24 protein-coding genes and 1 riboswitch are annotated in these 25678 nt (G+C 71.5%); of the genes, 12 read left to right on the top strand and 12 right to left on the bottom strand.

The features are described 5' to 3' along the window. Positions 1–83: 83 nt before the first annotated feature. The 3 genes from ACFRAV_RS14290 to ACFRAV_RS14280 all read left to right on the top strand — a co-directional run bounded on the left by ACFRAV_RS14290 (position 84) and on the right by ACFRAV_RS14280 (position 3320). Complete coding sequence (locus tag ACFRAV_RS14290) at positions 84–1160, top strand: adenosine deaminase (RefSeq protein WP_382555028.1); 1077 nt, start codon at positions 84–86, stop codon at positions 1158–1160. Continuing rightward, entirely contained in the window at positions 1145–1909 is a 765-nt protein-coding gene (locus tag ACFRAV_RS14285; protein WP_382555026.1) for a glycerophosphodiester phosphodiesterase, read from the top strand. The genes ACFRAV_RS14290 and ACFRAV_RS14285 overlap by 16 nt, the downstream gene beginning before the upstream one ends. 151 nt (positions 1910–2060) lie before the next feature. After that, positions 2061–3320, top strand: coding sequence for a serine hydrolase domain-containing protein (locus ACFRAV_RS14280; RefSeq protein WP_382555024.1), 1260 nt, complete (start codon positions 2061–2063; stop codon positions 3318–3320). On the opposite strand, the gene ACFRAV_RS14275 is transcribed toward ACFRAV_RS14280, so the two are convergent. Both ACFRAV_RS14275 and ACFRAV_RS14270 read right to left on the bottom strand, forming a co-directional pair. Beyond that, positions 3310–3897 (bottom strand): hypothetical protein, encoded by a 588-nt coding sequence (locus tag ACFRAV_RS14275; protein WP_382555022.1) that lies wholly within the window; start codon positions 3895–3897, stop codon positions 3310–3312. The genes ACFRAV_RS14280 and ACFRAV_RS14275 overlap by 11 nt on opposite strands. 150 nt (positions 3898–4047) lie before the next feature. Next, positions 4048–5487: a gamma-aminobutyraldehyde dehydrogenase gene (locus ACFRAV_RS14270; protein WP_382555019.1), complete on the bottom strand. Its 1440-nt coding sequence runs from the start codon at positions 5485–5487 to the stop codon at positions 4048–4050. Positions 5488–5674: 187 nt separating this feature from the next. On the opposite strand from ACFRAV_RS14270, the gene ACFRAV_RS14265 reads away from it, so the two are divergent. The 6 genes from ACFRAV_RS14265 to ACFRAV_RS14240 all read left to right on the top strand — a co-directional run bounded on the left by ACFRAV_RS14265 (position 5675) and on the right by ACFRAV_RS14240 (position 11171). Next, positions 5675–6172 (top strand): Lrp/AsnC family transcriptional regulator, encoded by a 498-nt coding sequence (locus ACFRAV_RS14265; protein ID WP_351117214.1) that lies wholly within the window; start codon positions 5675–5677, stop codon positions 6170–6172. A gap of 2 nt (positions 6173–6174) precedes the next feature. After that, a complete protein-coding gene (locus ACFRAV_RS14260; protein ID WP_382555016.1) occupies positions 6175–7575 on the top strand; it encodes an aspartate aminotransferase family protein in 1401 nt (466 codons plus the stop codon). A 91-nt stretch (positions 7576–7666) separates the two neighbouring features. Then, complete coding sequence (locus ACFRAV_RS14255; RefSeq protein ID WP_382555015.1) at positions 7667–8350, top strand: hypothetical protein; 684 nt, start codon at positions 7667–7669, stop codon at positions 8348–8350. Positions 8351–8572: 222 nt separating this feature from the next. Then, positions 8573–9313 (top strand): ABC transporter ATP-binding protein, encoded by a 741-nt coding sequence (locus ACFRAV_RS14250; RefSeq protein WP_382555010.1) that lies wholly within the window; start codon positions 8573–8575, stop codon positions 9311–9313. Further along, positions 9295–10644: a hypothetical protein gene (locus ACFRAV_RS14245; RefSeq protein WP_382555008.1), complete on the top strand. Its 1350-nt coding sequence runs from the start codon at positions 9295–9297 to the stop codon at positions 10642–10644. The genes ACFRAV_RS14250 and ACFRAV_RS14245 overlap by 19 nt, the downstream gene beginning before the upstream one ends. Positions 10645–10763: 119 nt before the next feature. Then, positions 10764–11171, top strand: a complete 408-nt coding sequence (locus ACFRAV_RS14240) for a VOC family protein (protein WP_382555005.1) — start codon at positions 10764–10766, stop codon at positions 11169–11171. Between the two features lie 25 nt (positions 11172–11196). On the opposite strand, the gene ACFRAV_RS14235 is transcribed toward ACFRAV_RS14240, so the two are convergent. From ACFRAV_RS14235 to rlmN, 5 genes are all read right to left on the bottom strand, one after another. Next, positions 11197–11994, bottom strand: coding sequence for a maleylpyruvate isomerase family mycothiol-dependent enzyme (locus ACFRAV_RS14235; RefSeq protein ID WP_382555003.1), 798 nt, complete (start codon positions 11992–11994; stop codon positions 11197–11199). A gap of 23 nt (positions 11995–12017) precedes the next feature. Then, positions 12018–13040 carry an ABC transporter ATP-binding protein gene (locus ACFRAV_RS14230; RefSeq protein ID WP_382555000.1) on the bottom strand — a complete coding sequence of 341 codons (1023 nt, stop codon included), beginning with the start codon at positions 13038–13040 and terminating at the stop codon, positions 12018–12020. Positions 13041–13042: 2 nt separating this feature from the next. After that, positions 13043–14644: an ABC transporter permease gene (locus ACFRAV_RS14225; RefSeq protein WP_382555128.1), complete on the bottom strand. Its 1602-nt coding sequence runs from the start codon at positions 14642–14644 to the stop codon at positions 13043–13045. Positions 14645–14700: 56 nt separating this feature from the next. After that, positions 14701–15792: a thiamine ABC transporter substrate binding subunit gene (locus ACFRAV_RS14220; RefSeq protein WP_382555126.1), complete on the bottom strand. Its 1092-nt coding sequence runs from the start codon at positions 15790–15792 to the stop codon at positions 14701–14703. Positions 15793–15885: 93 nt separating this feature from the next. Then, positions 15886–15991, bottom strand: a riboswitch (TPP riboswitch). 28 nt (positions 15992–16019) lie between these two features. Continuing rightward, on the bottom strand, positions 16020–17126 hold the full coding sequence (rlmN, locus tag ACFRAV_RS14215; protein ID WP_351117206.1) for a 23S rRNA (adenine(2503)-C(2))-methyltransferase RlmN: 1107 nt from the start codon (positions 17124–17126) through the stop codon (positions 16020–16022). Positions 17127–17509: 383 nt separating this feature from the next. Here rlmN and ACFRAV_RS14210 point away from each other — a divergent pair, with 383 nt between their 5' ends. Together ACFRAV_RS14210 and ACFRAV_RS14205 are read left to right on the top strand one after the other, a co-directional pair. Next, on the top strand, positions 17510–18139 hold the full coding sequence (locus tag ACFRAV_RS14210) for a hypothetical protein (RefSeq protein WP_382554998.1): 630 nt from the start codon (positions 17510–17512) through the stop codon (positions 18137–18139). Positions 18140–18490: 351 nt separating this feature from the next. Further along, a complete protein-coding gene (locus tag ACFRAV_RS14205) occupies positions 18491–19330 on the top strand; it encodes an SAM-dependent methyltransferase (RefSeq protein WP_382554996.1) in 840 nt (279 codons plus the stop codon). A gap of 415 nt (positions 19331–19745) precedes the next feature. On the opposite strand, the gene ACFRAV_RS14200 is transcribed toward ACFRAV_RS14205, so the two are convergent. The 5 genes from ACFRAV_RS14200 to rpsB all read right to left on the bottom strand — a co-directional run bounded on the left by ACFRAV_RS14200 (position 19746) and on the right by rpsB (position 24654). After that, entirely contained in the window at positions 19746–20996 is a 1251-nt protein-coding gene (locus tag ACFRAV_RS14200; protein ID WP_382554993.1) for a phosphatidate cytidylyltransferase, read from the bottom strand. Further along, entirely contained in the window at positions 20996–21553 is a 558-nt protein-coding gene (gene frr / locus ACFRAV_RS14195; RefSeq protein WP_166020979.1) for a ribosome recycling factor, read from the bottom strand. The genes ACFRAV_RS14200 and frr overlap by 1 nt, the downstream gene beginning before the upstream one ends. Before the next feature lie 178 nt (positions 21554–21731). After that, the gene (pyrH, locus tag ACFRAV_RS14190) at positions 21732–22490 is read right to left on the bottom strand and encodes a UMP kinase (protein WP_351112145.1); all 759 of its coding nucleotides are present in this window, start codon (positions 22488–22490) and stop codon (positions 21732–21734) included. Positions 22491–22681: 191 nt separating this feature from the next. Further along, positions 22682–23518 (bottom strand): translation elongation factor Ts, encoded by an 837-nt coding sequence (gene tsf / locus ACFRAV_RS14185; protein WP_351112143.1) that lies wholly within the window; start codon positions 23516–23518, stop codon positions 22682–22684. A 224-nt stretch (positions 23519–23742) separates the two neighbouring features. Beyond that, positions 23743–24654, bottom strand: a complete 912-nt coding sequence (gene rpsB / locus ACFRAV_RS14180; RefSeq protein ID WP_382554989.1) for a 30S ribosomal protein S2 — start codon at positions 24652–24654, stop codon at positions 23743–23745. A 281-nt stretch (positions 24655–24935) separates the two neighbouring features. Here rpsB and ACFRAV_RS14175 point away from each other — a divergent pair, with 281 nt between their 5' ends. Next, the gene (locus tag ACFRAV_RS14175; protein ID WP_382554988.1) at positions 24936–25586 is read left to right on the top strand and encodes a peptidoglycan DD-metalloendopeptidase family protein; all 651 of its coding nucleotides are present in this window, start codon (positions 24936–24938) and stop codon (positions 25584–25586) included. Positions 25587–25678: the final 92 nt, after the last annotated feature.

Genomic DNA, 25678 nt, shown 5'->3' with positions numbered 1-25678 from the left:
AACGACACGCACTCGCACACAGTTACGCTCACGGAAACAGGTTCAGCGGCCAACTGTTCCGAACCCCCAGGAAGGACCTCCGCATGACCGACCAGCCCGCCGTCCCCCGCACCCTCGACGCCGGCGTTCCCCGCGACCTCCACGCCTTCGTCGCGGGTCTGCCCAAGGCCGAGCTGCACGTGCACCACGTGGGCTCGGCCTCCCCGCGGATCGTCGCGGAGCTGGCCGCTCGTCACCCGGACTCGAAGGTCCCCACCGACCCCGAGGCGCTGGCCGACTACTTCACGTTCACGGACTTCGCCCACTTCATCCAGGTGTACCTGTCGGTGGTCGACCTGGTCCGCACCCCGGAGGACGTCCGGCTGCTGACCTACGAGGTCGCCCGCGACATGGCCCGCCAGCAGGTCCGCTACGCCGAGCTGACCGTCACCCCGTACTCCTCGGTCCGCCGCGGCATGGACGAGAAGGCCTTCATGGAGGCCATCGAGGACGCCCGCAGGTCCGCGGAGGCCGACTTCGGCACCGTGCTGCGCTGGTGCTTCGACATCCCGGGCGAGGCCGGCCTGGAGTCCGCGGAGGAGACCGTGCGGCTCGCCACCGACGACGCGCTCCGCCCCGAGGGCCTGATCTCCTTCGGCCTCGGCGGCCCGGAGATAGGAGTCCCCCGCCCGCAGTTCAAGCCGTACTTCGACCGCGCCCGCGCGGCCGGGCTGCACTCCGTCCCGCACGCCGGCGAGACCACCGGGCCCGGGACGGTGTGGGACGCGCTGCGCGAGCTGGGCGCCGAGCGCATCGGCCACGGAACCAGCTCCGCCCAGGACCCGCGGCTCCTCGCGCACCTGGCGGAGCACCGGATCGCCCTGGAGGTCTGCCCGACCTCGAACATCGCCACCCGTGCCGTGCGCACCCTGGACGAGCACCCGATAAGGGAGTTCGTGAAGGCCGGCGTGCTGGTCACCGTCAACTCCGACGACCCGCCGATGTTCGGCACCGACCTGAACAACGAGTACGCGGTCGCCGCCCGGCTGCTGGACCTCGACGAGCGGGGTCTGGCCGACCTGGCGAAGAACGCGGTGGAGGCGTCCTTCCTCGACGCGGCCGGCAAGGCCCGGATCGTCACCGAGATCGACGCGTACACGGCGGCATGGCTCGCCCCCTGACCGCGGTCGCCCACCGCGGCGACCCCTACCGGCACCGCGAGAACACCGTCCCCTCGCTGCGCTCCGCCGTCCGGCAGGGGGCGGACGCGGTGGAGGTGGACGTCCGCCTCACCCGTGACGGCGTGCCGGTGCTGCTGCACGACGCCACGCTGAAGCGGCTGTGGGGGCACGACCTCCGCGTGGCCTCGCTCACCGCGGCGGACCTCCGGGACCTCACCGGCGGCGGCGTGCCCACGCTGGCCGAGGCGTTGGAGGCCACGGCGGGCCACCGGCTGCTGCTGGACCTGTCGTACGACGCCGTGGGGACGCCGGACGCCGTGCGGCGCGTGCTCGGGACCGTGTCGGAGGGCGGGGCGCGGGAGCGCGTGTACTGGTCGGGTGCGGCGGCGACGCTGCTGGCGGTGCGGTCCGCCGACCCGGCGGCCGAGCTGGCCCTGACCTGGACGACGGCAGCCCCGCCGCGCCCGGGGCTGCTGGCGGCGGTCCGGCCGCGGTGGCTCAACTACCGGTTCGGTCTGCTCTCCGGGGACCTGGTGCGGCGAGCGCACGCCGACGGCCACCTGGTCCAGGCGTGGACCGCGGACACCGGCCGCACCATGCGGCGGCTGATCGCGGCGGGCGTGGACGCGGTCACCACCAACCGGATCGACGTGCTGGCTCGGCTGCGCGACGCCCGGGTCCGGGCGTCGGGCGACGCGGACGGCACGCGCGGCGCGGGTGACGCGGGTGACGCGAGCGACTCCCCCTAAGGGTGGTCCCCGGCTGCGCCCGGGCGTGAAGTGCCCCTGGGGTGAGGGCAGTTACAGGGTCGCGCCCCTCCTCGGCGATGATCCGCCCCGGTGGCCGCCGCCCGCAGGATGACCGTGCCGGAAAGGCGCCCCGTCATCCCGAGGAGACCGCATGCCCCGCAGCACCGCCCGCTCCGCACGCACCAACGGCACCGCCCGCACCGCCCGCCCGGCCCCTCCCGCCGCGGGAACGTCGCGTACCGCGCGCCGCACCCGCGGCACGGCCGTCACCGCCGTCGCCGCCGCGCTGGCCCTGGGGCTCGGCGCCCTCGCGCTGCCGGCCGGCGCCGCGACGGCCGCACCGCGGCCGCCCGTCTCCTGCGTCACCCTCGCGCCCGGGCCCGATGCCGAGGCCCTCTGCGAGGCGATCTCCGGGCTCCCCGACGACGAGGCGACCGCCGCCCAGATCCGCGTCGGCGGCCACGGCGCCTGGCTCGGCACGGCCGGCGTGCGCGACCTCGACACCGGCGCCCCCGCCCTGCGGCACGCACGCTTCCGGGCCGGCTCCACCACCAAGATCGTCACCGCGTCGATGGTGCTCCAGCTCGCCGCCGAGGGCCGGATCGGCCTCGACCGGCCGGTGCAGCGCTACCTGCCGGGCCTCTTCCCCGACAGCTTCGCGCCGATGACCGTGCGCCAGTTGCTCAACCACACCAGCGGTCTGAAGCCCGGCGCCTCCTTCGGCGACACCACCGAGGACATGTGGGAGCACCGCTTCGAGACCATGACCCCGCAGGAGGTGGTCGCCGGGTCGGTCGCGGCGGGCCCCGGCGCCACCCCCGGCACGGTGCAGCGCTACTCGAACATCCACTACGTCGTCCTCGGCCTGATGATCGAGAAGGTCACCGGCGACACGCTCGCCCACCAGGCCCAGGTCCGCGTCTTCCGTCCGCTGGGCATGCGCGACAGCTACTTCCCGGTGAACGGCGACCCGCGGATCCACGGACCGCACAACCGCGGCTACGAGCGGATCGGCGGCCGCCTCACGGACGTCACCGACTGGAACATGACGGACCGTTTCGCGGCCGGCGATCTGATCTCCTCCACCGCCGACCTGGAGACCCTGCTGGTCTCCCTCTTCCGCGGCAAGGTCGTCCCCGGGCCCTACCTGGACCAGATGTTCGAGGTCCCGGAGGTCAAGGACTACGACACGGGCGAGGACGCGACCATCGGCCTGGGCCTGGAGCGATTCGTGAACCCCGCCGGCCTGGAGATCTGGGGCAAGACGGGCTCCCGCCCCGGCTACCACACGGTGATCGCGGCCACCCGGGACCTGTCCCGCACCGTTGTCTACTCGGTCAACTCCACCGACGCCCGGGGCGACGGCAACGCCATCGCCCAGCGGTTCGCCTTCCCCGCCTTCAACCGCTGACCGCGCCCGCCCCGGCCGCCGGCCCCGCAGCCGCGCCGTCGGCCGGGGCGGCCGGGGCGGCCTCGGCACTCTTGACGGCCTCGACGGCCTCGGAGGTCAGGGCCTCGAGTCGCTTGATCCGCCGACGCAGGACGAGCAGGGGGATCACCCCGAAGACGCCGAAGGAGATGTCGATCAGCGTCCAGAAGACCGGGATGCCGCGGATCGGCCCGCAGATCAGCGCCAGCGGGACGACGCCGGCGCAGGCGATCATCCCGAACTCGATCACCCAGATGTTGCGCACCGGGTCCCGGTAGGGCCCCCAGAAGGCCACCGCGATCACCAGATGGGCGAACGCCAGCCAGTCCGTCCCGTACAGCAGGAACGGGTACGCGGCGTCCGCCTCGTCCAGTCCCCGGCGCACCCTGGTGATCCACTCCATCAGCCCGTCGGGCGTCGGCAGCGCCTCCAGCACCTCCTGCGCCCAGCGCAGTTCGTGCACCAGCGGGAAGGCGGTGGCCCCGCTGAGCACCAGGCACACCACGAAGAACAGCAACCAGCACCGAATGCCCCTCAGCAGGGCGGCTCCGTCATCCACACCGAGCAGCGTACGCCATCTTTGAACGTGTTCAAATACAGTTCCGGCCGTCCGTGTGCGCACATGCCGTGCGCGCACACGCGAACGGGGCCCCGGGCGGTTCGGTCACCGCCCGGGGCCCCGTCGTCGTCGCGGGGTGCGCCGCTGCCGTCAGCCCTCCAGCGAGGTCATCACGTGCTTGATGCGCGTGTAGTCCTCGAAGCCGTAGCCGGAGAGGTCCTTGCCGTAGCCGGACTTCTTGAATCCGCCGTGCGGCATCTCGGCGACCAGCGGGATGTGGGTGTTGATCCAGACGCAGCCGAAGTCCATCGACCGGGACATCCGCATCGCGCGGGCGTGGTCGCGGGTCCACACCGAGGAGGCCAGGGCGTAGTCGACGCCGTTGGCGTACTCCAGGGCCTGCGCCTCGTCGGCGAAGGACTGGACGGTGATGACCGGGCCGAAGACCTCGTTCTGGATGATCTCGTCGTCCTGCCGGAGACCGGAGACGACGGTCGGGGCGTAGAAGTAGCCCTTGTCGCCGACGCGGTGGCCGCCGGCCTCCACCTTGGCGTGCGCCGGGAGGCGGTCGATGAAACCGGCGACCTGGGCGAGCTGGTTGGCGTTGTTCAGCGGCCCGTAGAGCACGTCCTCGTCGTCCGGCTGCCCGGTCTTCGTGCCGGCCGCCGTCTTGGCGAGGGCGGAGACGAACTCGTCGTGCACCGACTCGTGGACCAGCACGCGGGTGGCGGCGGTGCAGTCCTGGCCGGCGTTGAAGTAGCCGGCCTCGGCGATGGCGGAGACGGCCTTGTCGATGTCCACGTCCTCGAAGACCACGACCGGCGCCTTGCCGCCGAGCTCGAGGTGGACCCGCTTGAGGTCCTTGGCGGCGGAGCCCGCGACCTGCATGCCGGCGCGCACCGAGCCGGTGATGGAGGCCATCGCCGGAACCTTGTGCTCGACCATCATGCGGCCGGTCTCGCGGTCGCCGCAGACGACGTTGAAGACGCCCTTGGGCAGGATGCCGCCGAGGATCTCGGCGAGCAGCACGGTCGACTCCGGCGTGGTGTCCGACGGCTTGAGGACCACGGTGTTGCCCGCAGCGATCGCCGGGGCGAACTTCCAGACGGCCATCATCATCGGGTAGTTCCACGGCGCGACCTGCGCGCAGACGCCGACCGGCTCGCGGCGGACGATGGAGGTCAGGCCCTCCATGTACTCGCCGGCCGAACGGCCCTCGAGCATCCGCGCGGCGCCCGCGAAGAAGCGGATCTGGTCCACCATGGGCGGGATCTCCTCGCTGCGGGTGAGACCGACCGGCTTGCCGGTGTTCCTCACCTCGGCCGCGATGAGCTCCTCGGCCCGCTCCTCCACCGCGTCGGCGATCTTCAGGAGGGCCCTCTGACGCTCGGCGGGCGTGGTGTCGCGCCAGGCCGGGAAGGCCGCGGCAGCCGCGGTCATGGCCGCGTCGACGTCGGACTGCGCGGACAGCGGGGCGGTGGCGTAGGGCTCGCCCGTCGTCGGGTCGATCACCTCGGTGGTGCGCCCGTCGGCGGCGTCCCGGAACTCACCGTCGATGTAGTTGCGCAGACGACGCAGTTCGGTGGTCACTGCCGGCCTCCTGATCGATGCGGGTGTCCCGCTCACGCGGAACGTCTCGTTGCTTGAGACGCCCACCCTAGTCCGGAACCGCACGTTTCCGACACCCCCAACCGCGCCACATCTGCGAAATCCGCAGTTAATCGACTCCTGAACGACGAATTTCATCGGTCGACTCTTGCCGAACGATCGATCCGTCGTGCAGAGTGGCACCGTGGCCAGTCGAAACGCAGACCCGAGCGGCGGCACCCCGCACCTGGATTCCGTCTCCCTCGCGATCATCGAGCAGCTCCAGGAGGACGGCCGGCGCCCCTACGCGGCGATCGGCAAGGCGGTCGGCCTGTCCGAGGCGGCGGTGCGCCAGCGCGTGCAGAAACTGCTGGACCAGGGCGTGATGCAGATCGTCGCGGTGACCGACCCGCTCACCGTGGGCTTCCGCAGGCAGGCCATGGTCGGCGTCCACGTCGAGGGCGACGTGGAGGCGGTGGCCGACGCCATCGCCGCCATGGACGAGGCGGAGTACGTGGTGATGACGGCGGGGCGGTTCGACCTGATCGTCGAGGTCGTCTGTGAGGACGACGATCACATGCTGGAAGTGATCAACCGGCGTGTGCGCGCCGTCCCCGGGGTGCGTTCCACCGAGAGTTTCGTCTATCTCAAGCTGAAGAAGCAGACCTACATGTGGGGAACGCGATAGCCGTGAACAGCCAGGACAGCCGGAACAGCCAGGATCCCGGCAGCAGCAAGGACCGCGGCAGGGCCGCCTACGACCACCTGTGGATGCACTTCACCCGCATGTCGTCGTACGAGAACGCCCCCGTCCCGACGATCGTGCGGGGCGAAGGCGTCCACATCTTCGACGACACCGGCAAGCGGTACCTGGACGGCCTGGCCGGCCTCTTCGTGGTCCAGGCGGGCCACGGCCGGGCGGTGCTCGCCGAGACGGCCGCCGCGCAGGCGCGTGAGCTGGCGTTCTTCCCCGTGTGGTCCTACGCCCATCCCCAGGCCGTCGACCTCGCCGAGCGGCTCGCGCACCACGCCCCGGGCGACCTGAACAAGGTCTTCTTCACCACCGGCGGCGGCGAGGCGGTGGAGACCGCCTGGAAGCTGGCCAAGCAGTACTTCAAGCTGACCGGCAAGCCCACCAAGCACAAGGTGATCTCGCGCGCCACGGCCTACCACGGCACCCCCCAGGGCGCCCTCTCGATCACCGGCCTGCCCGCCCTGAAGGCCCCGTTCGAGCCGCTGGTGCCGGGCGCGCACAAGGTGCCCAACACCAACCTCTACCGGGCCCCGCTGCACGGCGACGACCCGGAGGCCTTCGGCCGCTGGGCCGCCGACCAGATCGAGCAGCAGATCCTCTTCGAGGGCCCCGACACGGTCGCCGCGGTCTTCCTCGAGCCGGTGCAGAACGCCGGCGGCTGCTTCCCGCCGCCGCCCGGCTACTTCCAGCGGGTCCGGGAGATCTGCGACACCTACGACGTGCTGCTCGTCTCCGACGAGGTCATCTGCGCGTTCGGCCGCCTGGGCACCATGTTCGGCTGCGAGAAGTTCGGCTACCAGCCGGACATGATCACCTGCGCCAAGGGGATGACCTCGGGCTACTCCCCGATAGGGGCCTGCATCGTCTCGGACCGGCTCGCCGAGCCGTTCTACCGGGGCGACAACGTCTTCCTGCACGGCTACACCTTCGGCGGCCACCCGGTCTCCGCGGCCGTCGCGATGGCCAACCTCGACATCTTCGAGCAGGAGAAGCTCAACCAGCACGTGCTGGACAACGAGGGCGCCTTCCTCGGCACCCTGGAGAAGCTGCGCGACCTGCCGATCGTGGGCGACGTGCGGGGCAACGGCTTCTTCTACGGCATCGAGCTGGTCAAGGACAAGGACACCAAGGAGACCTTCGACGCGGAGGAGACGGAGCGGGTGCTCTACGGGTTCGTCTCGAAGAAGCTCTTCGAGAACGGGCTGTACTGCCGGGCCGACGACCGCGGCGACCCGGTGATCCAGCTGGCCCCGCCGCTCATCTCCGACCAGGGCACCTTCGACGAGATCGAGCAGATCCTGCGCGCCACCCTGACGGAGGCGTGGACCAAGCTCTGATCTTGATCAGATCGCTTGTCGCCCCCAGGCGCCGCGCGCCACTCTGTCGCTCCCGACGGGGCCTTCCCGCCGGGAGCGACAGGGGGCGGACATGGGGCGTGCGGTCACCGCGGTGGCGGTCGTGACGGCGTGGGCGGTACTGGCGGGCTGCGGGGGCGGAGCGGCCGAGAAGGGCGCGGAGGCGCCGCGGACCCCACGGCCTCCGAGGACGGCGGAATCGGCCTCGCCCACGCCGTCCGCCGTCGACCCCGAGGCGTACTGGGCCGACGTGGTGGCGGGCCTGGACGACGAGACCCGCCCCGCGGACGGCCCCGCCCGGGTCCGTCATCCCCTCGGCGACAACGTCTCGTTCGCCTGGGAGACCGCCGACGGGCGCTTCTGCTGGGCCCTGAAGGAAAGCCTCGGTTCCAGCCTCTCCTGCACCAAGGACCCGATGCCCCTCGGCCACGAGCCCCGCGTACGGGAGATGTTCCGCATCTGGAACACCTACGGCGACCTCATCCTCTTCGTGGCCGACCATGAGAAGGTCACGTCCCTCTCCTGCGGCTCCCGCGACCTGCCCGTCGGCGGCGGAGAGACGCTCTCGGACGGCCGCCGCACCGTGTACGCCGTGCACGTGCCCGACTCCCAGCCTGAGGGCTCGGGGGGTGCCACCTCCGGGAGAGTGACCGTCGAGGTCGACCGGAGCTCGGGGCCGGCGACGGAGTACCTGCAGCTGGAAGGCCGGGACGACATGTCGGCGGAGATGTTCGAGCGGAGCAGCAAGTGCCGCTGACCGCCCGACCTCGCCGCCCTTCCCGGCACATGAGCTGACCGTGTGACAAGACGGCGGGGGTGCGGGGCCGGACGGGTGAGACACGGCGCCCAGGAGCCCCGGCCTCGCACCGCCGCCGCCCGGTTCTACCTAGCGTGCCCAGTGACCGATCGGGGCTGTCTTCGTTCCCCCGGACGGGGGAACGGACAGCAATCGCACGCGATCTGAACCGAGGTGACGCCCGTGGAGGCCCCGCCGGACAACGACGTGCTCTGGGCCAGAGCCCTGCACTTCACGCATCGCGACCGCACGCCCGGGCTGAACGGCGTATCGCTGGGCGTCCGGGACGGCGAGATCCTCGCCGTGGGAGGCCCGCGCGGCAGCGGCAAGACGACTCTGCTGCGCTGCCTGTCGGGCATGCTGGCGCCCACCAAGGGGGAGGTCTGGTTCAACAGCACCCCCGTGCACACGATGGGCCCGCTGAGCCGCGAACGGCTGCGCCGGGAGCGGTTCGCCTGGGTCGACCCGGAGCCCGGACTCGTCCCGGAGCTGAACGTCTGGGAGAACGCCGCCCTGCCCCTGATGCTGCGCGGCATGGGCCGCCGCAAGGCCCGGGAACGCGCCGTCGACTGGCTGGAGCGCCTGGACGTCGGGGCGTTCGCCCGCAGGAACCCCCTGGAGCTCAACCAGGCACAGCGTCAGCGGGTGGCCATCGCCCGTGCCCTCGCCCCCTCCCCCACCGTGCTGTTCGCGGACGAGCCGACCGCACCGCTGCACCGCGCCGACCGGGTGCACGTGCTGCGCACCCTGATGACCGCGGCCCGCTCGCACGACATCACCGTCGTCCTGGCCACCGGCGACCTCGAGGCGGCCGCCCTGGCCGACCGTGTCGTCCACCTCCTCGACGGACGCCGTGTCAGCAACGCGCAGCTGCCCCCGGCTGCCGGCACGGAGGGGCGCGCCTCGTGCTCGCTCTCCGTCTAGGCCGCCGTTCCGGCTCCGCCGTCCAGCTCCGCCGGCTGATGGTCGCGGCGGCGTCCGGCGGCACCGCGTTCCTGCTGCTGTCCTCCCTCGCCCATGCCCTGGCCCATCCGGAGGCCCCGGGCGACGCCTCCGTCCGGCTGGCCTGGTGCGCCGCGCCGCTGGCCGCCACCGTGTACCTGGCGGTGGCGGTGGCCCGCACCGACCCGGGGACCCGGCCGCGACCGGGGCTGTCGGCCATCGGTCTGGGGCCGGGCCGCCTGATGGCCGTCTCCGTGGTGACGACGGCGCTGAGCTGTCTGCTCGGCTCGGCGCTCGGGCTGCTGTTCTTCCTGCATCTGCGCGGCGACCTCACCGGGATGCCGTTCGACGGCGGGGCGGCCGCCCTCCTCTCGGCCGGCCCCCCGCTCCCGCTGCCGGCCACGCTCACGCTGCTCGCCCTGGTCCCGCTGATCGCCTCCGTGGCGACCGCGTCGGCGCTGCGGCCGCGGGAGGCGGGCGGGCTGCGCGCCTCGGCCCGCCGCCGGATGCCCGACGCCCGGCGGGGGAAGCCGCGTGCGGACTCGTCCTCCTCCGGTTCCCCGGCAGCCCCGGAGCCGGCGGCGTCGCCGTCCCCTGCCTCGGTCCTCGACGGGGAGGCCGCGGCGACGGGCGGAGTCACGGCGGTCGCCGTGGCCGCGGACCAGGACGAGGACGCACCGGTCCCCGCTCCGGTGGCCGACGTACCGGCTCCGCTGACCGCCGCTCCCGACGGGCTGCCCTGGGGCGTGGCGATCCTGGTGGCCGGCCTCGGCGTCTCCACCTATGCCAACCGCACCGGCGTCGCCCTCTCCCCCGACCTGGCCACGGTGCCCGGGGGCCTGCTGGCCGGCTGGGCGCTGGCCGCCCTGGGTCTGGCACTGATCGGGCCCGGCCTCACCCACCTGTGCGGACGGCTGCTGCAGGCCGTCCGCCCGGGCGCGGTCCGCCTCCTCGCGGGGCGGGTGCTGATGGCCGAAGCCTCCCGGGTGGGGCGTCCGCTGGGTGTGGTCGCGGCGGTCGCCGCCCTGGCCTACGCGCTGATCCTGCGCTACGGCCTCGGCGGTGCGGTCCTCGGCCCGCTGGGGGCGCTGGGCGCGGTGCTGGTGACGGGCTGCACGGCGGCGACGCTGGCCGCGGCCGCGATCGAGGTCCGTCAGATCCGGGCGGACACCATGCTCGCGCTGCTGAGGGTGGGCGCCCCGGCCGGCACGCTGCGGGCCTGTGCCGCGCTGCGCGCGGGCGTCCTGCTCGCCGTCTTCGGTCCGCTCACCGTGGCGGTGGCCGAACTGGCCTCGCTCACTCCGGGGAGCTGACCCGGCAGCGGAACCGATCCGCCGGAAACCGGTCCGGAAGGGCGCCGCACTCGCGATGAGTTCGGCGCCCTTCCACGGTCTCCCCTACAACCGCACACCGTGTCGAGGAAGGCGTTCCCATGTACCAGCAGATGATCTTCGTGAACCTGCCCGTCGGCGACATCGAGGCCTCGAAGACGTTCTTCTCCCAGCTCGGCTACTCCATCAACCCGCAGTTCTCCGACGAGACGACCGCCTCCGTGGTCGTCGCCGACAGCATCGTCGTGATGCTGCTGGCGCACGAGAAGTACCAGCAGTTCACCGACAAGGAGATCGCCGACGCCAGGAAGACCAGCGAGGTGATGATCGCCCTGAGCGCGGAGAGCCGCCAGAAGGTCGACGAGCTGGTGGAGCGGGCGCTCTCGCTGGGCGCCACCGAGCCGCGCGCCCCGCAGGACCTGGGTTTCATGTACGGCCGGGCCTTCGACGACCTGGACGGTCACACCTTCGAGGTCGTCTGGATGGACCCGGCGGCCGTCGAGGGCTGAGCCGTCCGGCTCCGGCCCGGAGCGGTCAGTCCCACCGCGTGCGGGACAGCCACAGGTCCAGCAGCGCGCGGTCGCCGAGCACCTCGAGCGACCCGGCGTCGGGCGCCGTCCGCCGCTGGAAGGCCAGCAGCACCTCGGTCAGCGGTCCGCGCAGCGCCACGTCGGCCCTGCCGTGCCGCCGACTCCAGCGGACGCCCTCGTCGGCGAGCTCGACCAGCCATTCGGCGTCGAGCCCGGCGGGGGCGTCGGTGGCGTGCAGGTGGAGGGTGCGGCCGCCGAGGCGCAGGGCGGCCCCGTCCTCGTCGTCCGGGTCCCGCTGGGAGAACCGGACGAGCCCCAGCCACTCCTCGATCGTGTCGGCGGCCACCTCGGGCGCCACCTCGTAGGGCTGCCGGGCGGCGAACGCGGCGTCGGCCCGGTGGACGGCCAGTTCGTTGCTCATCCGGCGGGCCCAGAAGCCGGCCGTCCGCTCCTCGTACCAGGACCAGACCGGCGTGTCCGGGGCCGCACCGGACAGCGCCTCGACGAGCAGCCGCCCGGACTCCTCCAGCCACGCGTCGAGGGCGGCCGCGTCGCCGCGCGCCTCGGGCCCGTCGAACCCGGGGACCTCCTCGTCGGGGAGGTCGGCGGTGGCCCTCCGCGCGACGAGCAGCGCGGCCCACCGCAGCGCCCCGCCGACGTGCCGGACCAGGTCCTCCAGCGTCCAGTCCGGGCAGGTCGGCACCCCGGCGGCCAGGTCGGCGCCCGAGGTCACCACCGACCGCAACTGCCTGGTCTGACGGCGGACGTTCGCGATGTGGTCCTCGTGCGAGAGAGTGATCATCCCCGCACCCTAGGCTCCACGGCTCAGCCGAGCACCACGGTTTCGCGGGTGTCGAAGGAGACCGAGACCCTCTCCCCCTGCGCGGGGGCGTCCCGCAGCGGGCACACCGCCTCCAGTTCCGGCGCGTCCCCGTCCGGACGCAGCCGCAGCGCGACCTGCGCGCCCTGGAAGGTGCGGGCGGTCACCGTGTACCCGGGCTCCGCGCCCACCGGCGTCACCCGGACGCCCAACGGACGCACCAGCACGGTCCGTTCGCCCTGCGCCGAGCCCGCAGGGACGGGCACCCGGCCCCAGGGAGTCTCGGCGACGGTCCCGGAGACGCTCGCCCCGGTGACGTTCTCGAATCCGAGGAAGCGGGCCACGAAGGCGTCCGCGGGACGCTGCCAGACCTCCAGCGGCGTGCCGGACTGGGCGACGCGCCCGTCCCGCATCACCACGACCCGGTCCGCGAGCGCGAAGGCCTCGCCCTGGTCGTGCGTGACGGCGAGCACGGTCGTGCCCAACCGGCCGAACAGCTCACGGAGTTCGACCACCAGACGCTCGCGCAGGGAGCGGTCGAGCTGGCCCAGCGGCTCGTCGAGCATCAGCAGCCGGGGGCTGGGAGCCAGCGCGCGGGCGAGAGCGACGCGCTGCTGCTCGCCGCCGGAGAGCGTACCGACGGCGCGCGCGCCCGCCCCGGGGAGCCCGACCAGCTCCAGCAACTCCCGTACCCGCCGGTCCTGTTCCTCGCGCCCCGCACCGCGCATGCGCAGACCGAAGGCGACGTTGCCGGCCACGTCGCGCTGCGGGAAGAGCTGGTGGTCCTGGAACATCAGGCCCACCCCCCGCCGGTGCGCGGGCACCCGCACCTGGTCGCGGCCGTCCAGCAGCACCCGTCCGGCGTCCACCTGCTGCAGGCCCGCGACGGCCCGCAGCAGCGTCGACTTGCCGCTGCCGCTGGGGCCGAGCACGCAGACGATCTCGTGCTCGGCGACCGCCAGGTCCACCGCGTCCAGGGCGGCGTGTCCGCCGAACCGGACCGTCGTGCCCTCCAGGCTGAGCAGCATCGTCAGAACTCTCCCGTCCGGTCGCCCCGCAGCCGCTCCAGCACCAGCAGGGCCGCCGCGCACACCACCATCAAGATCACCGAAAGGGCCATGGCCTGGCCGTAGTTGAGGTCGCCGGGCCGCCCGACGAGCTTGGCGACGGCGACCGGCAGGGTCGGGTTGTCGGGCCGGGCGATGAACACCGTCGCCCCGAACTCGCCGAGGGAGACCGCGAAGGCGAACCCGGCGGCGATCAGCAGCGCCCGGCGCACCATCGGCAGGTCCACCTCGCGCCACACCCGCCACGGCGAGGCGCCGAGCACCGCCGCGGCCTCCCGCAGGCGGTGGTCGACGGCGCGCAGCACCGGCAGCATGGTCCGCACCACGAACGGCACGCCGACCAGCGCCTGCGCCAGCGGGACCAGGATCCAGGTGGCGCGCAGGTCCAGCGGCGGCTCGTCCAGGGCGATCAGGAAACCGAAGCCCACGGTCACCGCGGAGACGCCCAGCGGCAGCATCAGCAGCGCGTCGAACCCGCGCACCCACCGGCCGGCGTCCCGCCGGGCGAGGGCGGCGGCCGCGAGTCCGCCGATGACCACCGCGATCGCCGTGGCGGCCACCGCGTACTCGAGCGAGTTCCCCACCGCCTCGATCGGCGGGACGAGGAACGCGCCGCCGTCCTCCTCGGTGAGCCGCCGGTAGTAGCCGAGCCCGGCCGCGAAGGACCGCTGCACCAGCACCGCCGGCGGCAGCACGATCAGCACCGCGGTCACCACCAGCACCCCGGCCAGCAGCAGCCGTTGACCGGCGCCGCGCGGCGGGCGGGCGGTCGTGGAGGGGTCGACCAGCCGCAGGGTGGCCTCCCGCCGCCGCACCGTCCAGGCGTGCACGGCGAGGACCCCGCCCACCGCGGCGAACTGCACCAGGCTGAGCACCGCGGCCGTGGACAGGTCGAGCAGGGCGGCGGTCCTGCGGTAGATCTCCGTCTCCAGCGTGGAGACTCCGGGGCCGCCGAGGACCTGCACGATGCCGAAGGAGGTGAAGGTGAACAGGAAGATCATCAGTGCCGCCGCGGCGACGGCCGGCCCCAGCGCCGGCAGGGTCACCGTCCGCCAGGCCGCGAAGCGCGAGGCCCCCAGCATCCGGGCGGCCTCCTCCTGCCCCGGGTCGAGCTGCGCCCACAGCCCGCCGACCGTGCGCACCACCACCGCGAAGTTCACGAACACGTGCGCGAGCAGGATGGCCCACACCGTGCCGTCGAGCCGGACGCCCCACCAGGTGTCGAACAGCCCGCCGCGCCCGACGACCGCGAGGAACGCGGCGCCGGCCACCACGGTCGGCAGCACGAACGGCACGGTGACGACGGCCCGCAGCACCTCCCGCCCGGGGAACCGCAGCCGGGCGAACACGTAGGCGGCGGGCAGCGCCACCACCAGGGTGAGCGCCGTGGAGGCCAGGGCCTGCCAGAGCGTGAACCAGAGGACCTCCCGGACCTCCGGCCGCCCCAGCACGCCCGCGGCCTCCCCGAGCTGCCAGCCCCCGTCCTCGCCGCGCAGTCCGCGCAGGACGATGGCGACGACGGGGTAGGCGAAGAAGACCGCGAAGAACGCGATCGGCACGGCCATCAGGCCGAGCCGCACCGCGTCGCTCCGCAGTCTTCCCGGGGCACCGGTGCGGGTGGTCACCGCAGGACGAGCGACGACCACTGGTCGACCCACTGGTCACGGTTTGCGGCGATCTTGCCGGGCTCCATCGTCCTCGGGTCCTCGATCGTCACGCCGTGCTCGGTGAAGACCTCCGGCAGCGCGACGTCCTCACGGACCGGGTTGACGAACATGTTCAGCGGCAGGTCCTCCTGGAACCGCTTGGAGGCCAGGAAGTCCAGCAGCGCCTTGCCGCCCTCGGGGTTCGCCGCGTTCTTCAGCAGGCCCGCGTACTCCACCTGCCGGAAGCAGGTCCCGGTGGCCACCCCGGTGGGGGCGTCCTTCGGCTGCGGGTCCGCGTAGACGACCTCGACCGGCGGGGACGAGGCGTAGGAGACGACCAGCGGACGTTCCCCGCCCGCCTGCTTGCCGCCGGCCGAGCCGGAGAACTCCTCGTTGTACGCCTGCTCCCAGCCGCTGACCACCTTCAGACCGTTGGCCTTCAGCTTCTTCCAGTAGTCCTGCCAGCCCTTGTCGCCGTACTCGGCGGCGGTGCCCAGCAGGAAGCCGAGACCGGGCGAGGAGGTGCTCGCGTCCTCGGTGACCAGCAGGTTCTTGTACGCCGGCTTCACCAGGTCGTCGAAGCTCTTCGGCGGCTTCAGGCCCTTCTTCTCGAAGTAGGCCTTGTCGTAGTTGACGCAGACGTCGCCGGTGGTGACCGGGGTGGCCTTGTTCCCCTCGACGCGGAACTCCTCGCCGAGCTTCGCCGACTCCTTCACCTCGTAGGGGTCGAAGATCTCGTTGCCGAGGGCGCGGGAGAGGAGCGTGTTGTCCACGCCGAACAGGACGTCGCCCTGCGGGTGGTCCTTGGTCAGCACGGCCTTGTTCAGGGCCTGCCCGGCGTCGCCGTCCTCCAGGACCTTGACCTTGAAGCCGCTCTCCTTCTCGAAGGCGGCGATCACGTCCTTCGACGCGGCCCACGAGTCGTGGCTGACCAGCGTGACGGTCTTCTTCCCGCCGGACTCCTGCGCGTCGCCGTCCCCGGAACCCCCGGAGCCGCACGCGGAAAGCGCGAGCGCGAGCACGGCCACCGTCGCGGCGGCCGACTCCTTCTTGACGTGCCTCTTGATGTACTTCGTGACGTGCACGGATTTCCTCCTGGCTGACCAGGAAGAGACGCCGCCCTGCCCGGAGACCACGCGGGTCCCCGGGCAGGGCGCAACAGCTCGAGTCGACCGAACTCCCTACCCAGAATGACCTGGGCGAGGTTCAGAGGGTCTGCGGTCGGTACCGCACTCTCAGCGCTGCAGCGCTCCCCTGTCGGATAATCGCTATTCGGATGTGTGACGTGGCCAGATTACCGCTCGGTGGCCGCAAGCTGACCACAGGCCCCGTCGATCTCCTGCCCGCGGGTGTCGCGGACCGTCACCGGCACGCCGTGCGCGGCGATCGCCTCGACGAACGCCTTCTCGTCCTCGGGCCGCGAGGCGGTCCACTTGGAGCCCGGCGTCGGGTTCAGCGGGATGAGGTTGACGTGCGCGGGCTTGCCCTTGAGCAGCCGGCCCAGCCGGTCGCCGCGCCAGGCCTGGTCGTTGATGTCGCGGATCAGCGCGTACTCGATGGACAGGCGGCGCCCCGACTTCGCGGCGTACTCCCAGCCCGCGTCCAGCACCTCACGCACCTTCCAGCGCGTGTTCACCGGGACCAGCGTGTCACGCAGGTCGTCGTCCGGGGCGTGCAGCGAGATCGCCAGGCGGCACTTGAAGCCCTCGTCGGAGAACCGGTTGATAGCGGGCACCAGGCCGACCGTCGACACGGTGATGCCGCGCTGCGACAGCCCGAGACCGTCGGGCTCCGGGTCGGTGAGCCGGCGGATCGCCCCGGTCACCCGGTTGTAGTTGGCGAGCGGCTCACCCATGCCCATGAACACGATGTTGCTCAGCCGCGCCGGGCCGCCGGGGATCTCCCCGTCACGCAGCGCCCGCATGCCGTCCACGATCTGGTGGACGATCTCCGCGGTGGACAGGTTCCGGTCCAGCCCGGCCTGGCCGGTGGCGCAGAACGGGCAGTTCATCCCGCAGCCGGCCTGGGAGCTGATGCACATGGTCACCCGGTCCGGGTACCGCATCAGCACCGACTCGACGAGCGTGCCGTCGAACATCTTCCACAGCGTCTTGCGGGTGGTGCCCTCGTCCGTGGACAGGTGCCGCAGCGGGGTCATCAGCTCGGGAAGCAGCGCTTCCTGGAGCTTCGCCCGCGAGCCGGCGGGAATGTCCGTCCACTGCTCCGGGTCGTGCGCGTACCGCGCGAAGTAGTGCGTCGAGAGCTGCTTGGCGCGAAACGGCTTCTCGCCGATCGCGGCCACCGCTTCCTTGCGCTCGGCGGGCGTGAGGTCGGCGAGGTGCCGCGGCGGCTTCTTGGCTCCGCGCGGGGCGACGAAAGTGAGTTCTCCGGGCTTAGGCATGGCCTTACCAGTGTGGCAGATCGATTCCGGTGGCCCGGGCCACAGCGGGGTGGGGGCGGTCACCCGTGGGTGCCGCCTGTCACTGTTGGTCGTCCCCGCACGGCCCAGAGACGGCCCAGGCCCGGCGCTTCGACGACGCGGGCAGGCCCCACAGAGAAACCTGATGGGCCCACTGCGGCACCGTGCCGGGCCGCTGGATGTCGCTGCCGTCCGCCGTCGTTGCCATGAGATTGCCGTCACTGCGACCGACGGCGCCGGGAGACCGTTCGTTGCTCCGTCAGTCGAGCGAACCGTGCGTTGAACCCTCTCCGGTGGTGTGCGCCCCCTTGTGCGCTGGGTTGCCACCTTGTGTGACTCCTCTGGGCACAGCACGGTTCAGGTGGATGCTGCTCGGTCTGCTGCACGACCATCGGGGAGGGGCGGTCAGGGTGGGTTCAGCCAGTCAATGGGCACGTGACACCTTCGGGGACATTGCCGGTGAGCTGGCGGACATCATCCCCGCTTGTCTCCTCCGGGCTCATGATCGCGCTCGGACAGGGCACGAGGGCGTCCACACTCAGACGCTCGAAGCCTACGGACACGGCCTCTATGCGGTGCAATACGAGGAACTGGCCGCCGGCATCTCCGGATATGGGGAAGCCGTGCGCCTACAAGGTCGCACGCTGATGCTCGTCCGCGGCCACCTGATCTACCCCCTCCGCTACGCCAAGAAAGACGTGCCGGTCACCGCGGCACGTCTCCGTCGCGCCACAGGCTTCCGAGCAGACCTGATCCGCCGCCACGGCCCGCCTCCCAGGCAGCAGGCCTTCGACCTGGACTGGGGGGAGCTTGACGACTCCGAGGTGCACCCAGACCTGGAGCTGCTCCCCGACGACGTGCAGCTCGTCCTCGTCGCCTACGCCTGCTCAATGGAGAAGGGCGTCATGCGTGTCGAGTGGGGTTCTGCGGAGCTGCGCCGTGAGGACCGGTACCTGATCTGGCACCGTCACGAGCCATTGCCCACCAGAGGGTGACTCGGAGCCGTCGGCCGACGCATGCAAGCGTTTGGTGCGTGTGACGAATATGGTTTGCGCGGCGGCAGGGTTGTGTGTCTACCGTTACCACCATGCGCCAGTAAACCTGAAGTCCCCCATGCCACAGCCGTTCGACGGCCCCTTCGCGATGTCCGACACCGGGCGTCTTCGGGCCCGAACGGCCTGAACGGGTATGTCTGGTGCCAGGCAGGTGCGCTCTCCCTATTCCTTGGTGATGAGCCCCCTTCAGTGATTGTTCTCGACCCGGCCGAACCGGTACGGGCTTCGTCGCTGCCGTGCACTCGGGATGCCGGTCTCCCCTCACTTCGAGAGAACTGTGGAAGTACACCCATGTTCGAAGAGCTCTCGGCCCTCAACGCCCGTCCCGCCGTCTACTCGCGGGTCACGACCCCGGACCTGTGGACCGACCCCCACATCTCCGCGCGCATGCTCGCCGCGCACCTGGACCCGCACGTCGACCTCTCCTCCTACCGGGCCGAGTACCTCGAAAAGGTCGTCGCCTGGATCGTCAGCCGCTTCGACGTCCGGCCGGGCCTGCGCGTCGCCGATTTCGGGTGCGGTCCGGGTCTCTACACCACCCGCCTCGCCCGCACCGGGGCGGACGTCACCGGGCTGGATCTGTCCTCGCGCTCACTCGACCACGCCAAGTCGCTCGCTCATGTGGACGGGCTGTCCGTCCGCTACCTGCAGCAGGACTACCTCTCCTATCGGGACGACGCACGGTACGACCTGATCATCATGGTGATGCGCGACTACTGCGCGCTGACCCCGGACGGGCGACGCGCCCTCCTGCGTACAGTCCGCGGGCATCTCGACAGCGGTGGTTCCTTCGTCTTCGACGTCGACTCGACGTCCGCGTTGGCCGACGTGCGTGAGCAGGCAACGTACGCTCCGTCGCTCATGGACGGATTCTGGTCCGGCCGGCCCTACTTCGGCTTCCACAACACCTACCGTTACGAGAGCGAGCGGGTGTCACTGGACAAGTTCGAGATCTTCGAGGCCGACCGGACGAGGGCCTACTTCAACTGGGTGCGCTATTTCACCCCGGATGAACTGACCGGTGACCTGCTCGACGCCGGCTTCACCGACGTCGAGATCCTCGGCGATCTCACCGGCTCCCCCTACAGCACCGAGGCACCGCAGTTCGCCGCCATCGCGCTCAACCGCTGATGGACGCCGTGGCACAGGCAGGGCAACAGCTGGCGCAGCGGCCGTAGGCCGGCTCGCATGCCGCTGTCTAGCCGTCCGTCGTCGACGGACACCGTCGGCACCCGGTCCTCGCAACATCGGTGACCGCTCTGCCCTGCCCGGCTCCAAGCCGGGCAGGGCAGGGCCGAGCAGCCGAAGAGTGCGTGCTGTGCACCTACTCCGTATGCGTGCCCACGTAGGACACGGTCTTAGGCACGGCCTTACCAGTCCGGCAGATCGAAAAGGGTGACCCGTCGGCCCACCGGGGCCAGGCATGGCGACGCCGGTCTCGCCCCGCTAGAGGTCACGCGGCACGGGCCGGCGGGGCGCGAGGAACACCGAAGCCCCGCTCCGCGCCCGGTCAGGGCGGGGAAGCGGGGCTTCGGCGCAACGGCTGTCAGCTGCCGACGAAGATCTCCAGGAGGAGCCATACCACGGGGGCCGTGGGGAGGAGGGAGTCCAGGCGGTCCATGATGCCGCCGTGACCCGGCAGCAGCGCGCCCATGTCCTTGATGCCCAGGTCCCGCTTGATCATCGACTCGCCGAGGTCGCCCAGCGTCGCGCTGACCGCGACGGCCGCGCCCATCAGCATGCCCTGCCACCAGGCGCCGCCGTCCACCAGCAGCATCATGCAGAGCACGCCGGCGACCATGGAGAAGCCGATCGCGCCGAGCAGGCCCTCGCGGGTCTTGCCGGGGCTGATCCTCGGCGCCAGCTTGTGGGTGCCGAACCTCCAGCCCACCGCGTAGGCGCCGGTGTCGCTGACGATGGTCAGCAGGACGAAGGTGAGCACCCGCTGCGGACCGTCGTCGGCGGTCAGCATGAGGGAGACGAAGGTCGCCAGGAACGGCACGTAGAACGTGGCGAACAGGCCGGCCGTGACGTCGCGCAGGTAGTCCTGCGGCGGCGAGGTCATCCGCCACACCATCACCGCCAGCGCGGTGAACGCCGTGGCCACCCAGGCGCCCTCGGGGCCCGCCGCGTACCCGGCGATCACCATCGCCGCGCCGCCGGCGATCAGCGGCACCTGCGGCGCCTTGATCCCCTTGCGCTCGGCGAGCCGCGAGGTGAGCTCCCACAGGCCGACGGCCACCGCGGCCACCACGACCCCGACGAAGACGGCCTTCACCACGAAGAGCGCGACCAGGACGACGGCGCCGAGTCCGACGCCGACCCCTATCGCCGCACCGAGGTCGCGTCCCGCGCTCTTCTTCTTCCGCTGCCGCGGTTCCTCGGGCCCGTGCGGGGCGGCCGGGGGCGGCTGGGAGGCGTCGGACATGGGCTCCTGCGGCTTCTCGCTGACGACGGGCATGGGGCGGGTGTGCTGGACGGCGTCGCCCTGCGGCACGAATGCCCCGTGCTCCGCGATCACATGCCCCACGGTGCCCACGGTGCTCTGACGCGCGGCCCCGTGCTGTGCGGGGACGACACCCTCCTGCGCGGGCGCGCCGTACGGCTGCCCGTAGGCGCCGTACGGCCCGGACGCCACGGGGACGTCCTGCGCAACCGGCGCCGCATGCGCATCGTACGCCGGACCCGTCGGAACAGCTCCCTGGACGGGGCCGCCGGGCGGTCCATACCTCTGCTCGTGCTCGGACGGCCACCCGTGTCCTGCCTGCGGCGGCGCCCCCCAGGAAGAGTCGTTCATCAGACTTCGAGCAGCTCCGCTTCCTTGTGCTTGAGCAGCTCGTCGACCTGGGCGACGTACTTGGCGGTGGTGTCGTCCAGCTCCTTCTCGGCGCGACGGCCCTCGTCCTCGCCGACCTCGCCGTCCTTCACCAGCTTGTCGATGGCGTCCTTGGCCTTGCGGCGCACGGAACGGATCGAGACCTTGGCGTCCTCACCCTTGGTCTTCGCGACCTTGATGTAGTCGCGACGGCGCTCCTCGGTCAGCTCGGGGAACGTCACGCGGATGATGTTGCCGTCGTTGCTCGGGTTCACGCCGAGGTCGGAGTCCCGGATCGCCTGCTCGATGTTGCGCAGCGCGCTCTTGTCGAACGGGGTCACCACGGCCATGCGCGGCTCCGGCACGGAGAACGAGGCCAGCTGGTTGATCGGCGTCAGCGCGCCGTAGTAGTCGGCCACGATCTTGTTGAACATCGCCGGGTGCGCACGGCCGGTGCGGATCGCGGCGAAGTCCTCCTTGGCGACCACGACGGCCTTCTCCATCTTCTCCTCGGCCTCGAGGAGGGTCTCTTCGATCACCACTTGCTCCTGCGTGTCTTGAAGTAGGCCCGTCCGCCGCTCCTGTGCGCGCCGGCGGACGGTTGCGTCGCGTCTTCTTCCTGCACGGTTCCGGACCGGCAGGACATTGTCCATCCCCGGGCCAGGACGTCGCCCGGACCAGGGACCTCACCCGGCACGGCCGGGTGAGGTTCGCCGGTCAGTCCCGGCCGCCCGCGTCGCCCACGAGCGTGCCGATCTTCTCACCATTGACGGCCCTGGCGATATTGCCCGCCGACAGCAGTTCGAAGACGAGGATCGGCAGGTCGTTGTCACGGCACAGCGTGATGGCGGTCATGTCGGCGACCTTGAGGTCGCGGGTGATGACCTCGCCGTAGCTCAGCGCGTCGTACTTGACCGCGGACGGGTTGGTGCGGGGGTCGGAGTCGTAGACCCCGTCGACGCCGTTCTTGCCCATCAGCAGGGCCTCGGCGTCGATCTCCAGGGCACGCTGGGCCGCGGTGGTGTCGGTGGAGAAGTAGGGCATGCCCATACCGGCGCCGAAGATGACCACACGGCCCTTCTCCAGGTGCCGCACGGCGCGCAGGGGGATGTAGGGCTCGGCGACCTGGCCCATGGTGATCGCCGTCTGGACACGCGAGTCGATGCCCTCCTTCTCCAGGAAGTCCTGGAGGGCGAGGCAGTTCATCACCGTGCCGAGCATGCCCATGTAGTCGGATCGGGCGCGGTCCATGCCGCGCTGCTGCAGCTCCGCGCCGCGGAAGAAGTTGCCGCCACCGATGACGACGGCGATCTCCGCACCGTCCCGGACCACGGCGGCGATCTCGCGCGCGATGGCGTGCACCACGTCCGGGTCGACGCCGAGTCCGCCACCGCCGGCGAACGCCTCGCCGGACAGCTTCAGCAGATACCGGCCGCGTACATTGCCGTCGTCGCTCTTCTCGGCCTTCGTGGTCATGGGGACTCTCACTTCGTTTGCAGTGCACACACACGAAGAAGGCCATTGCCGGTGGGGTGTGGTTCGCATCCCATGCGGCAATGGCCTCCCTCGTCAGATCTGTTGTCGCCCGCCGCGCGCGAGTGCGTGGCGGCGTACCCGGACGACTGCTTCCGACCTTAGCGGTCGGATGCGCCGATCACGGTACTGACTCAGATGCCGACCTTGATGCGCGCGAAGCGCTTCAGGGTGACACCGGCCTCGTCCAGGACCTTCTGGACGGACTTCTTGTTGTCCAGCGCGTACGGCTGGCCCAGCAGGGTGGCGTCCTTGAAGAAGCCGTTGACACGACCCTCGACGATCTTGGCGATCGCGGCCTCGGGCTTGCCCTCGGCGCGGGTGGTCTCCTCGGCGATGCGGCGCTCCTTGTCGACGACGTCGGCCGGGACGTCCTCCTTGGAGAGCCACTGCGGCGCGAACGCGGCGATGTGCTGGGCGATGCCCTTCGCGACCTCGGCGTTCTCCTTGTCGAGCTCGACGAGGACACCGATCTGCGGGGGCAGGTCCGGCATGGTGCGGTGCATGTACGCCAGGACGTAGCCGTCCTTGAACTGGGCGAAGCGGTCCAGGACGATCTTCTCGCCCAGGTTCGCGTTGGCCTCGTCCACGAACGCCTGGACGGTCTTGCCGGCCTCGATCTCGGAGGCGAGCAGGGCGTCGATGTCCGCCGGGGAGGTCTTCACGATGTGCTCGGCGATGGCGTTGGCCACGGCCTGGAACTTCTCGCCCTTGGCGACGAAGTCCGTCTCGCACTTCAGCTCGACGATGACGCCGGCGGAGTTGTCGTCGGCGATGATCTCGACGACGGCGCCGTTCTCGGCGGAACGGCCCTCGCGCTTGGCGACGCCCTTCTGGCCCTTGATGCGGAGCGCCTCGACGGCCGCGTCCACGTCGCCGCTGGCCTCGTCGAGGGCCTTCTTGCAGTCCATCATGCCGGCGCCGGTGAGCTCACGCAGCTTCTTGACGTCGGCGGCGGTGTAGTTCGCCATGTCTGTGCTTCTCTTCTCGGAGTACGAGTGCGAATGGAAGATCTACGGTCCGGACGGCACGGTCGTGGATCCGACACGGTCGTGGATCCGGCGGGGCCGGGGTTCCGACGCGGTGCGGACCGACCGACACGGCGGGCGGCGCGGAGGGCGCCGCCCGCCGTGTGGTCACACGATCAGCCGTACGGGCATCGCCGCCCCGGACCTCACGGTCCGGGGACCGGGTGTCAGGCCTGCTCGCCCTCGGCGGGCTTCTCGGCCTCGGCGGCGGGCGCCTCCTCGGCCGCGGGGGCCTCGGCGACGGGGGCCTCGGTGGCCTCGGCCGGCTTCTCGGCGTCAGCCGGCTTCTCGGCCTCGGCGTCGGTCTTCTTGTCGCCCTCGAGCAGGTCGCGCTCCCACTCGGCCAGCGGCTCGCCGGCGGCCTTCTCGCCCTTGTTCTCGGCGGCGCCGGAGCGGGACATCAGGCCCTCCGCCACGGCGTCGGCGATCACGCGGGTGAGCAGGGTGACGGAGCGGATCGCGTCGTCGTTGCCCGGGATCTTGTAGTCGACCTCGTCGGGGTCGCAGTTGGTGTCGAGGATGGCGACGACCGGGATGTTGAGCTTCCGGGCCTCGCCGACCGCGATGTGCTCCTTCTTGGTGTCCACGATCCAGACGGCGCTGGGCACCTTCTGCATCTCGCGGATACCGCCGAGGGTCTTCTCCAGCTTGGCCTTCTCGCGGGAGAGGACCAGGAGCTCCTTCTTGGTCAGACCCGACGCGGCGACGTCCTCGAAGTCGATCTGCTCGAGCTCCTTGAGGCGCTGCAGACGCTTGTAGACGGTCGAGAAGTTGGTGAGCATGCCGCCCAGCCAGCGCTGGTTGACGTAAGGCATGCCGACGCGGGTCGCCTGCTCGGCGATGGCCTCCTGCGCCTGCTTCTTCGTGCCGACGAACATGACCGTGCCGCCGTGGGCGACGGTCTCCTTGACGAACTCGTAGGCGCGGTCGATGTACGACAGCGACTGGAGCAGGTCGATGATGTAGATGCCGTTGCGCTCGGTGAAGATGAAGCGCTTCATCTTCGGGTTCCAGCGACGGGTCTGGTGACCGAAGTGGACGCCGCTCTCCAGCAGCTCCCGCATCGTGACGACGGCCATGGCCGTTCTCCTTGAGATTCTCGGTTGTGCCGCGGACACCGGACGGCATCCGCGCCTGACGCCCGCGTACGACGCCCTGCCACAAAGGACCGAGGGGCGCCGACCCAGGCCACCGGCTTGCGCCGGGGCCCTCATCGAGGCGTGCGAAGTCGACCCGGTGACCCGGATCGCCTCAGAAAGTGTACGGGACTGCCGGGGCGCCGAGTGACGCCGCCGTCCACAACCGGCGGGTAGTCCACAGGCCGGGGCGGACACCGGCCGTTTTCCGGGACGGTTCCGGCATGCGAGAGATGCGACGTGAAGCGCGGGATCCCCGGAACCACCCGGCCCGGAACCGGCGGCGGAGGAGCGGCTGGACCCTCGCGGTGCTGGCCGGGGCGGTACTGGGGGCGGCGGCCGCGCCCGAGCCGCCCGTGCCCGGGCCCGCTTCCTCTGTGCCCTCGGCGCCTTCTGCGGAGGTGCCGCGGATCGCCCGGAACTGGCCGACGGGAGTGCGGCCCTCGGTGCTACGGGGGTGGGAGCCGCCGGCCTCGACGTACGGGCGCGGGCACCGGGGCGTGGACCTGGCGGCCGGGGTGGGGGCGGAGATCCGGTCGGTGGCAGCGGGACGGGTGTCGTTCGCGGGACGGGTGGCGGGGCGGGGGGTGGTGTCCGTGGAACTCGCCGGTACGGGGGATCCGCCGTTGCGGACCACGTTCCAGCCGGTGAGCCCGGGGGTCCGCCGGGGCGACGGGGTGGGGGCCGGTGCCGTGCTGGGGGGCCTGACCGCGGGCGACCACTGCGGGGGCGCGGCCTGCCTCCACTGGGGCCTGCGCCGCGGCCCCGCCTACCTCGACCCCCTCACCCTGCTCCCGCTCCACCTCCTCGCGCCCCTGCCACCCCGGCTCCTCCCGGTACCGCCAGGTCTGCCGCTGCCGCCGCGGTGGCCATAGTAGTGCTTCGTTACGTTGAGTGATCTCGGCTGGTGGTGGGCAGCCTTCCGGAGTGAAGCTGGGGGAAGTGGAACGGCTCCGGGGTGAGTTGG

Source organism: Streptomyces sp. NPDC056600 (genome assembly GCF_042792855.1).
GTDB lineage: Bacteria > Actinomycetota > Actinomycetes > Streptomycetales > Streptomycetaceae > Streptomyces.
Note: the sequence above shows the minus strand (reverse complement) of the source record. Positions and strands in the feature narration are given on the sequence as shown.

What these genes read in the sequence shown, in the direction of transcription:
- ACFRAV_RS14290 (WP_382555028.1), top strand. Translation starts at nt 84, where the DNA reads ATGACCGACCAGCCCGCCGTCCCCCGCACCCTCGACGCCGGCGTTCCC.
- ACFRAV_RS14285 (WP_382555026.1), top strand. Translation starts at nt 1,145, where the DNA reads ATGGCTCGCCCCCTGACCGCGGTCGCCCACCGCGGCGACCCCTACCGG.
- ACFRAV_RS14280 (WP_382555024.1), top strand. Translation starts at nt 2,061, where the DNA reads ATGCCCCGCAGCACCGCCCGCTCCGCACGCACCAACGGCACCGCCCGC.
- ACFRAV_RS14255 (WP_382555015.1), top strand. Translation starts at nt 7,667, where the DNA reads ATGGGGCGTGCGGTCACCGCGGTGGCGGTCGTGACGGCGTGGGCGGTA.
- ACFRAV_RS14240 (WP_382555005.1), top strand. Translation starts at nt 10,764, where the DNA reads ATGTACCAGCAGATGATCTTCGTGAACCTGCCCGTCGGCGACATCGAG.
- ACFRAV_RS14235 (WP_382555003.1), bottom strand. Translation starts at nt 11,994, where the DNA reads ATGATCACTCTCTCGCACGAGGACCACATCGCGAACGTCCGCCGTCAG.
- ACFRAV_RS14230 (WP_382555000.1), bottom strand. Translation starts at nt 13,040, where the DNA reads ATGCTGCTCAGCCTGGAGGGCACGACGGTCCGGTTCGGCGGACACGCC.
- ACFRAV_RS14225 (WP_382555128.1), bottom strand. Translation starts at nt 14,644, where the DNA reads ATGGCCGTGCCGATCGCGTTCTTCGCGGTCTTCTTCGCCTACCCCGTC.
- rlmN (WP_351117206.1), bottom strand. Translation starts at nt 17,126, where the DNA reads ATGCCTAAGCCCGGAGAACTCACTTTCGTCGCCCCGCGCGGAGCCAAG.
- ACFRAV_RS14210 (WP_382554998.1), top strand. Translation starts at nt 17,510, where the DNA reads ATGCTGCTCGGTCTGCTGCACGACCATCGGGGAGGGGCGGTCAGGGTG.
- ACFRAV_RS14205 (WP_382554996.1), top strand. Translation starts at nt 18,491, where the DNA reads ATGTTCGAAGAGCTCTCGGCCCTCAACGCCCGTCCCGCCGTCTACTCG.
- ACFRAV_RS14200 (WP_382554993.1), bottom strand. Translation starts at nt 20,996, where the DNA reads ATGAACGACTCTTCCTGGGGGGCGCCGCCGCAGGCAGGACACGGGTGG.
- pyrH (WP_351112145.1), bottom strand. Translation starts at nt 22,490, where the DNA reads ATGACCACGAAGGCCGAGAAGAGCGACGACGGCAATGTACGCGGCCGG.
- tsf (WP_351112143.1), bottom strand. Translation starts at nt 23,518, where the DNA reads ATGGCGAACTACACCGCCGCCGACGTCAAGAAGCTGCGTGAGCTCACC.
- rpsB (WP_382554989.1), bottom strand. Translation starts at nt 24,654, where the DNA reads ATGGCCGTCGTCACGATGCGGGAGCTGCTGGAGAGCGGCGTCCACTTC.
- ACFRAV_RS14175 (WP_382554988.1), top strand. Translation starts at nt 24,936, where the DNA reads ATGCGAGAGATGCGACGTGAAGCGCGGGATCCCCGGAACCACCCGGCC.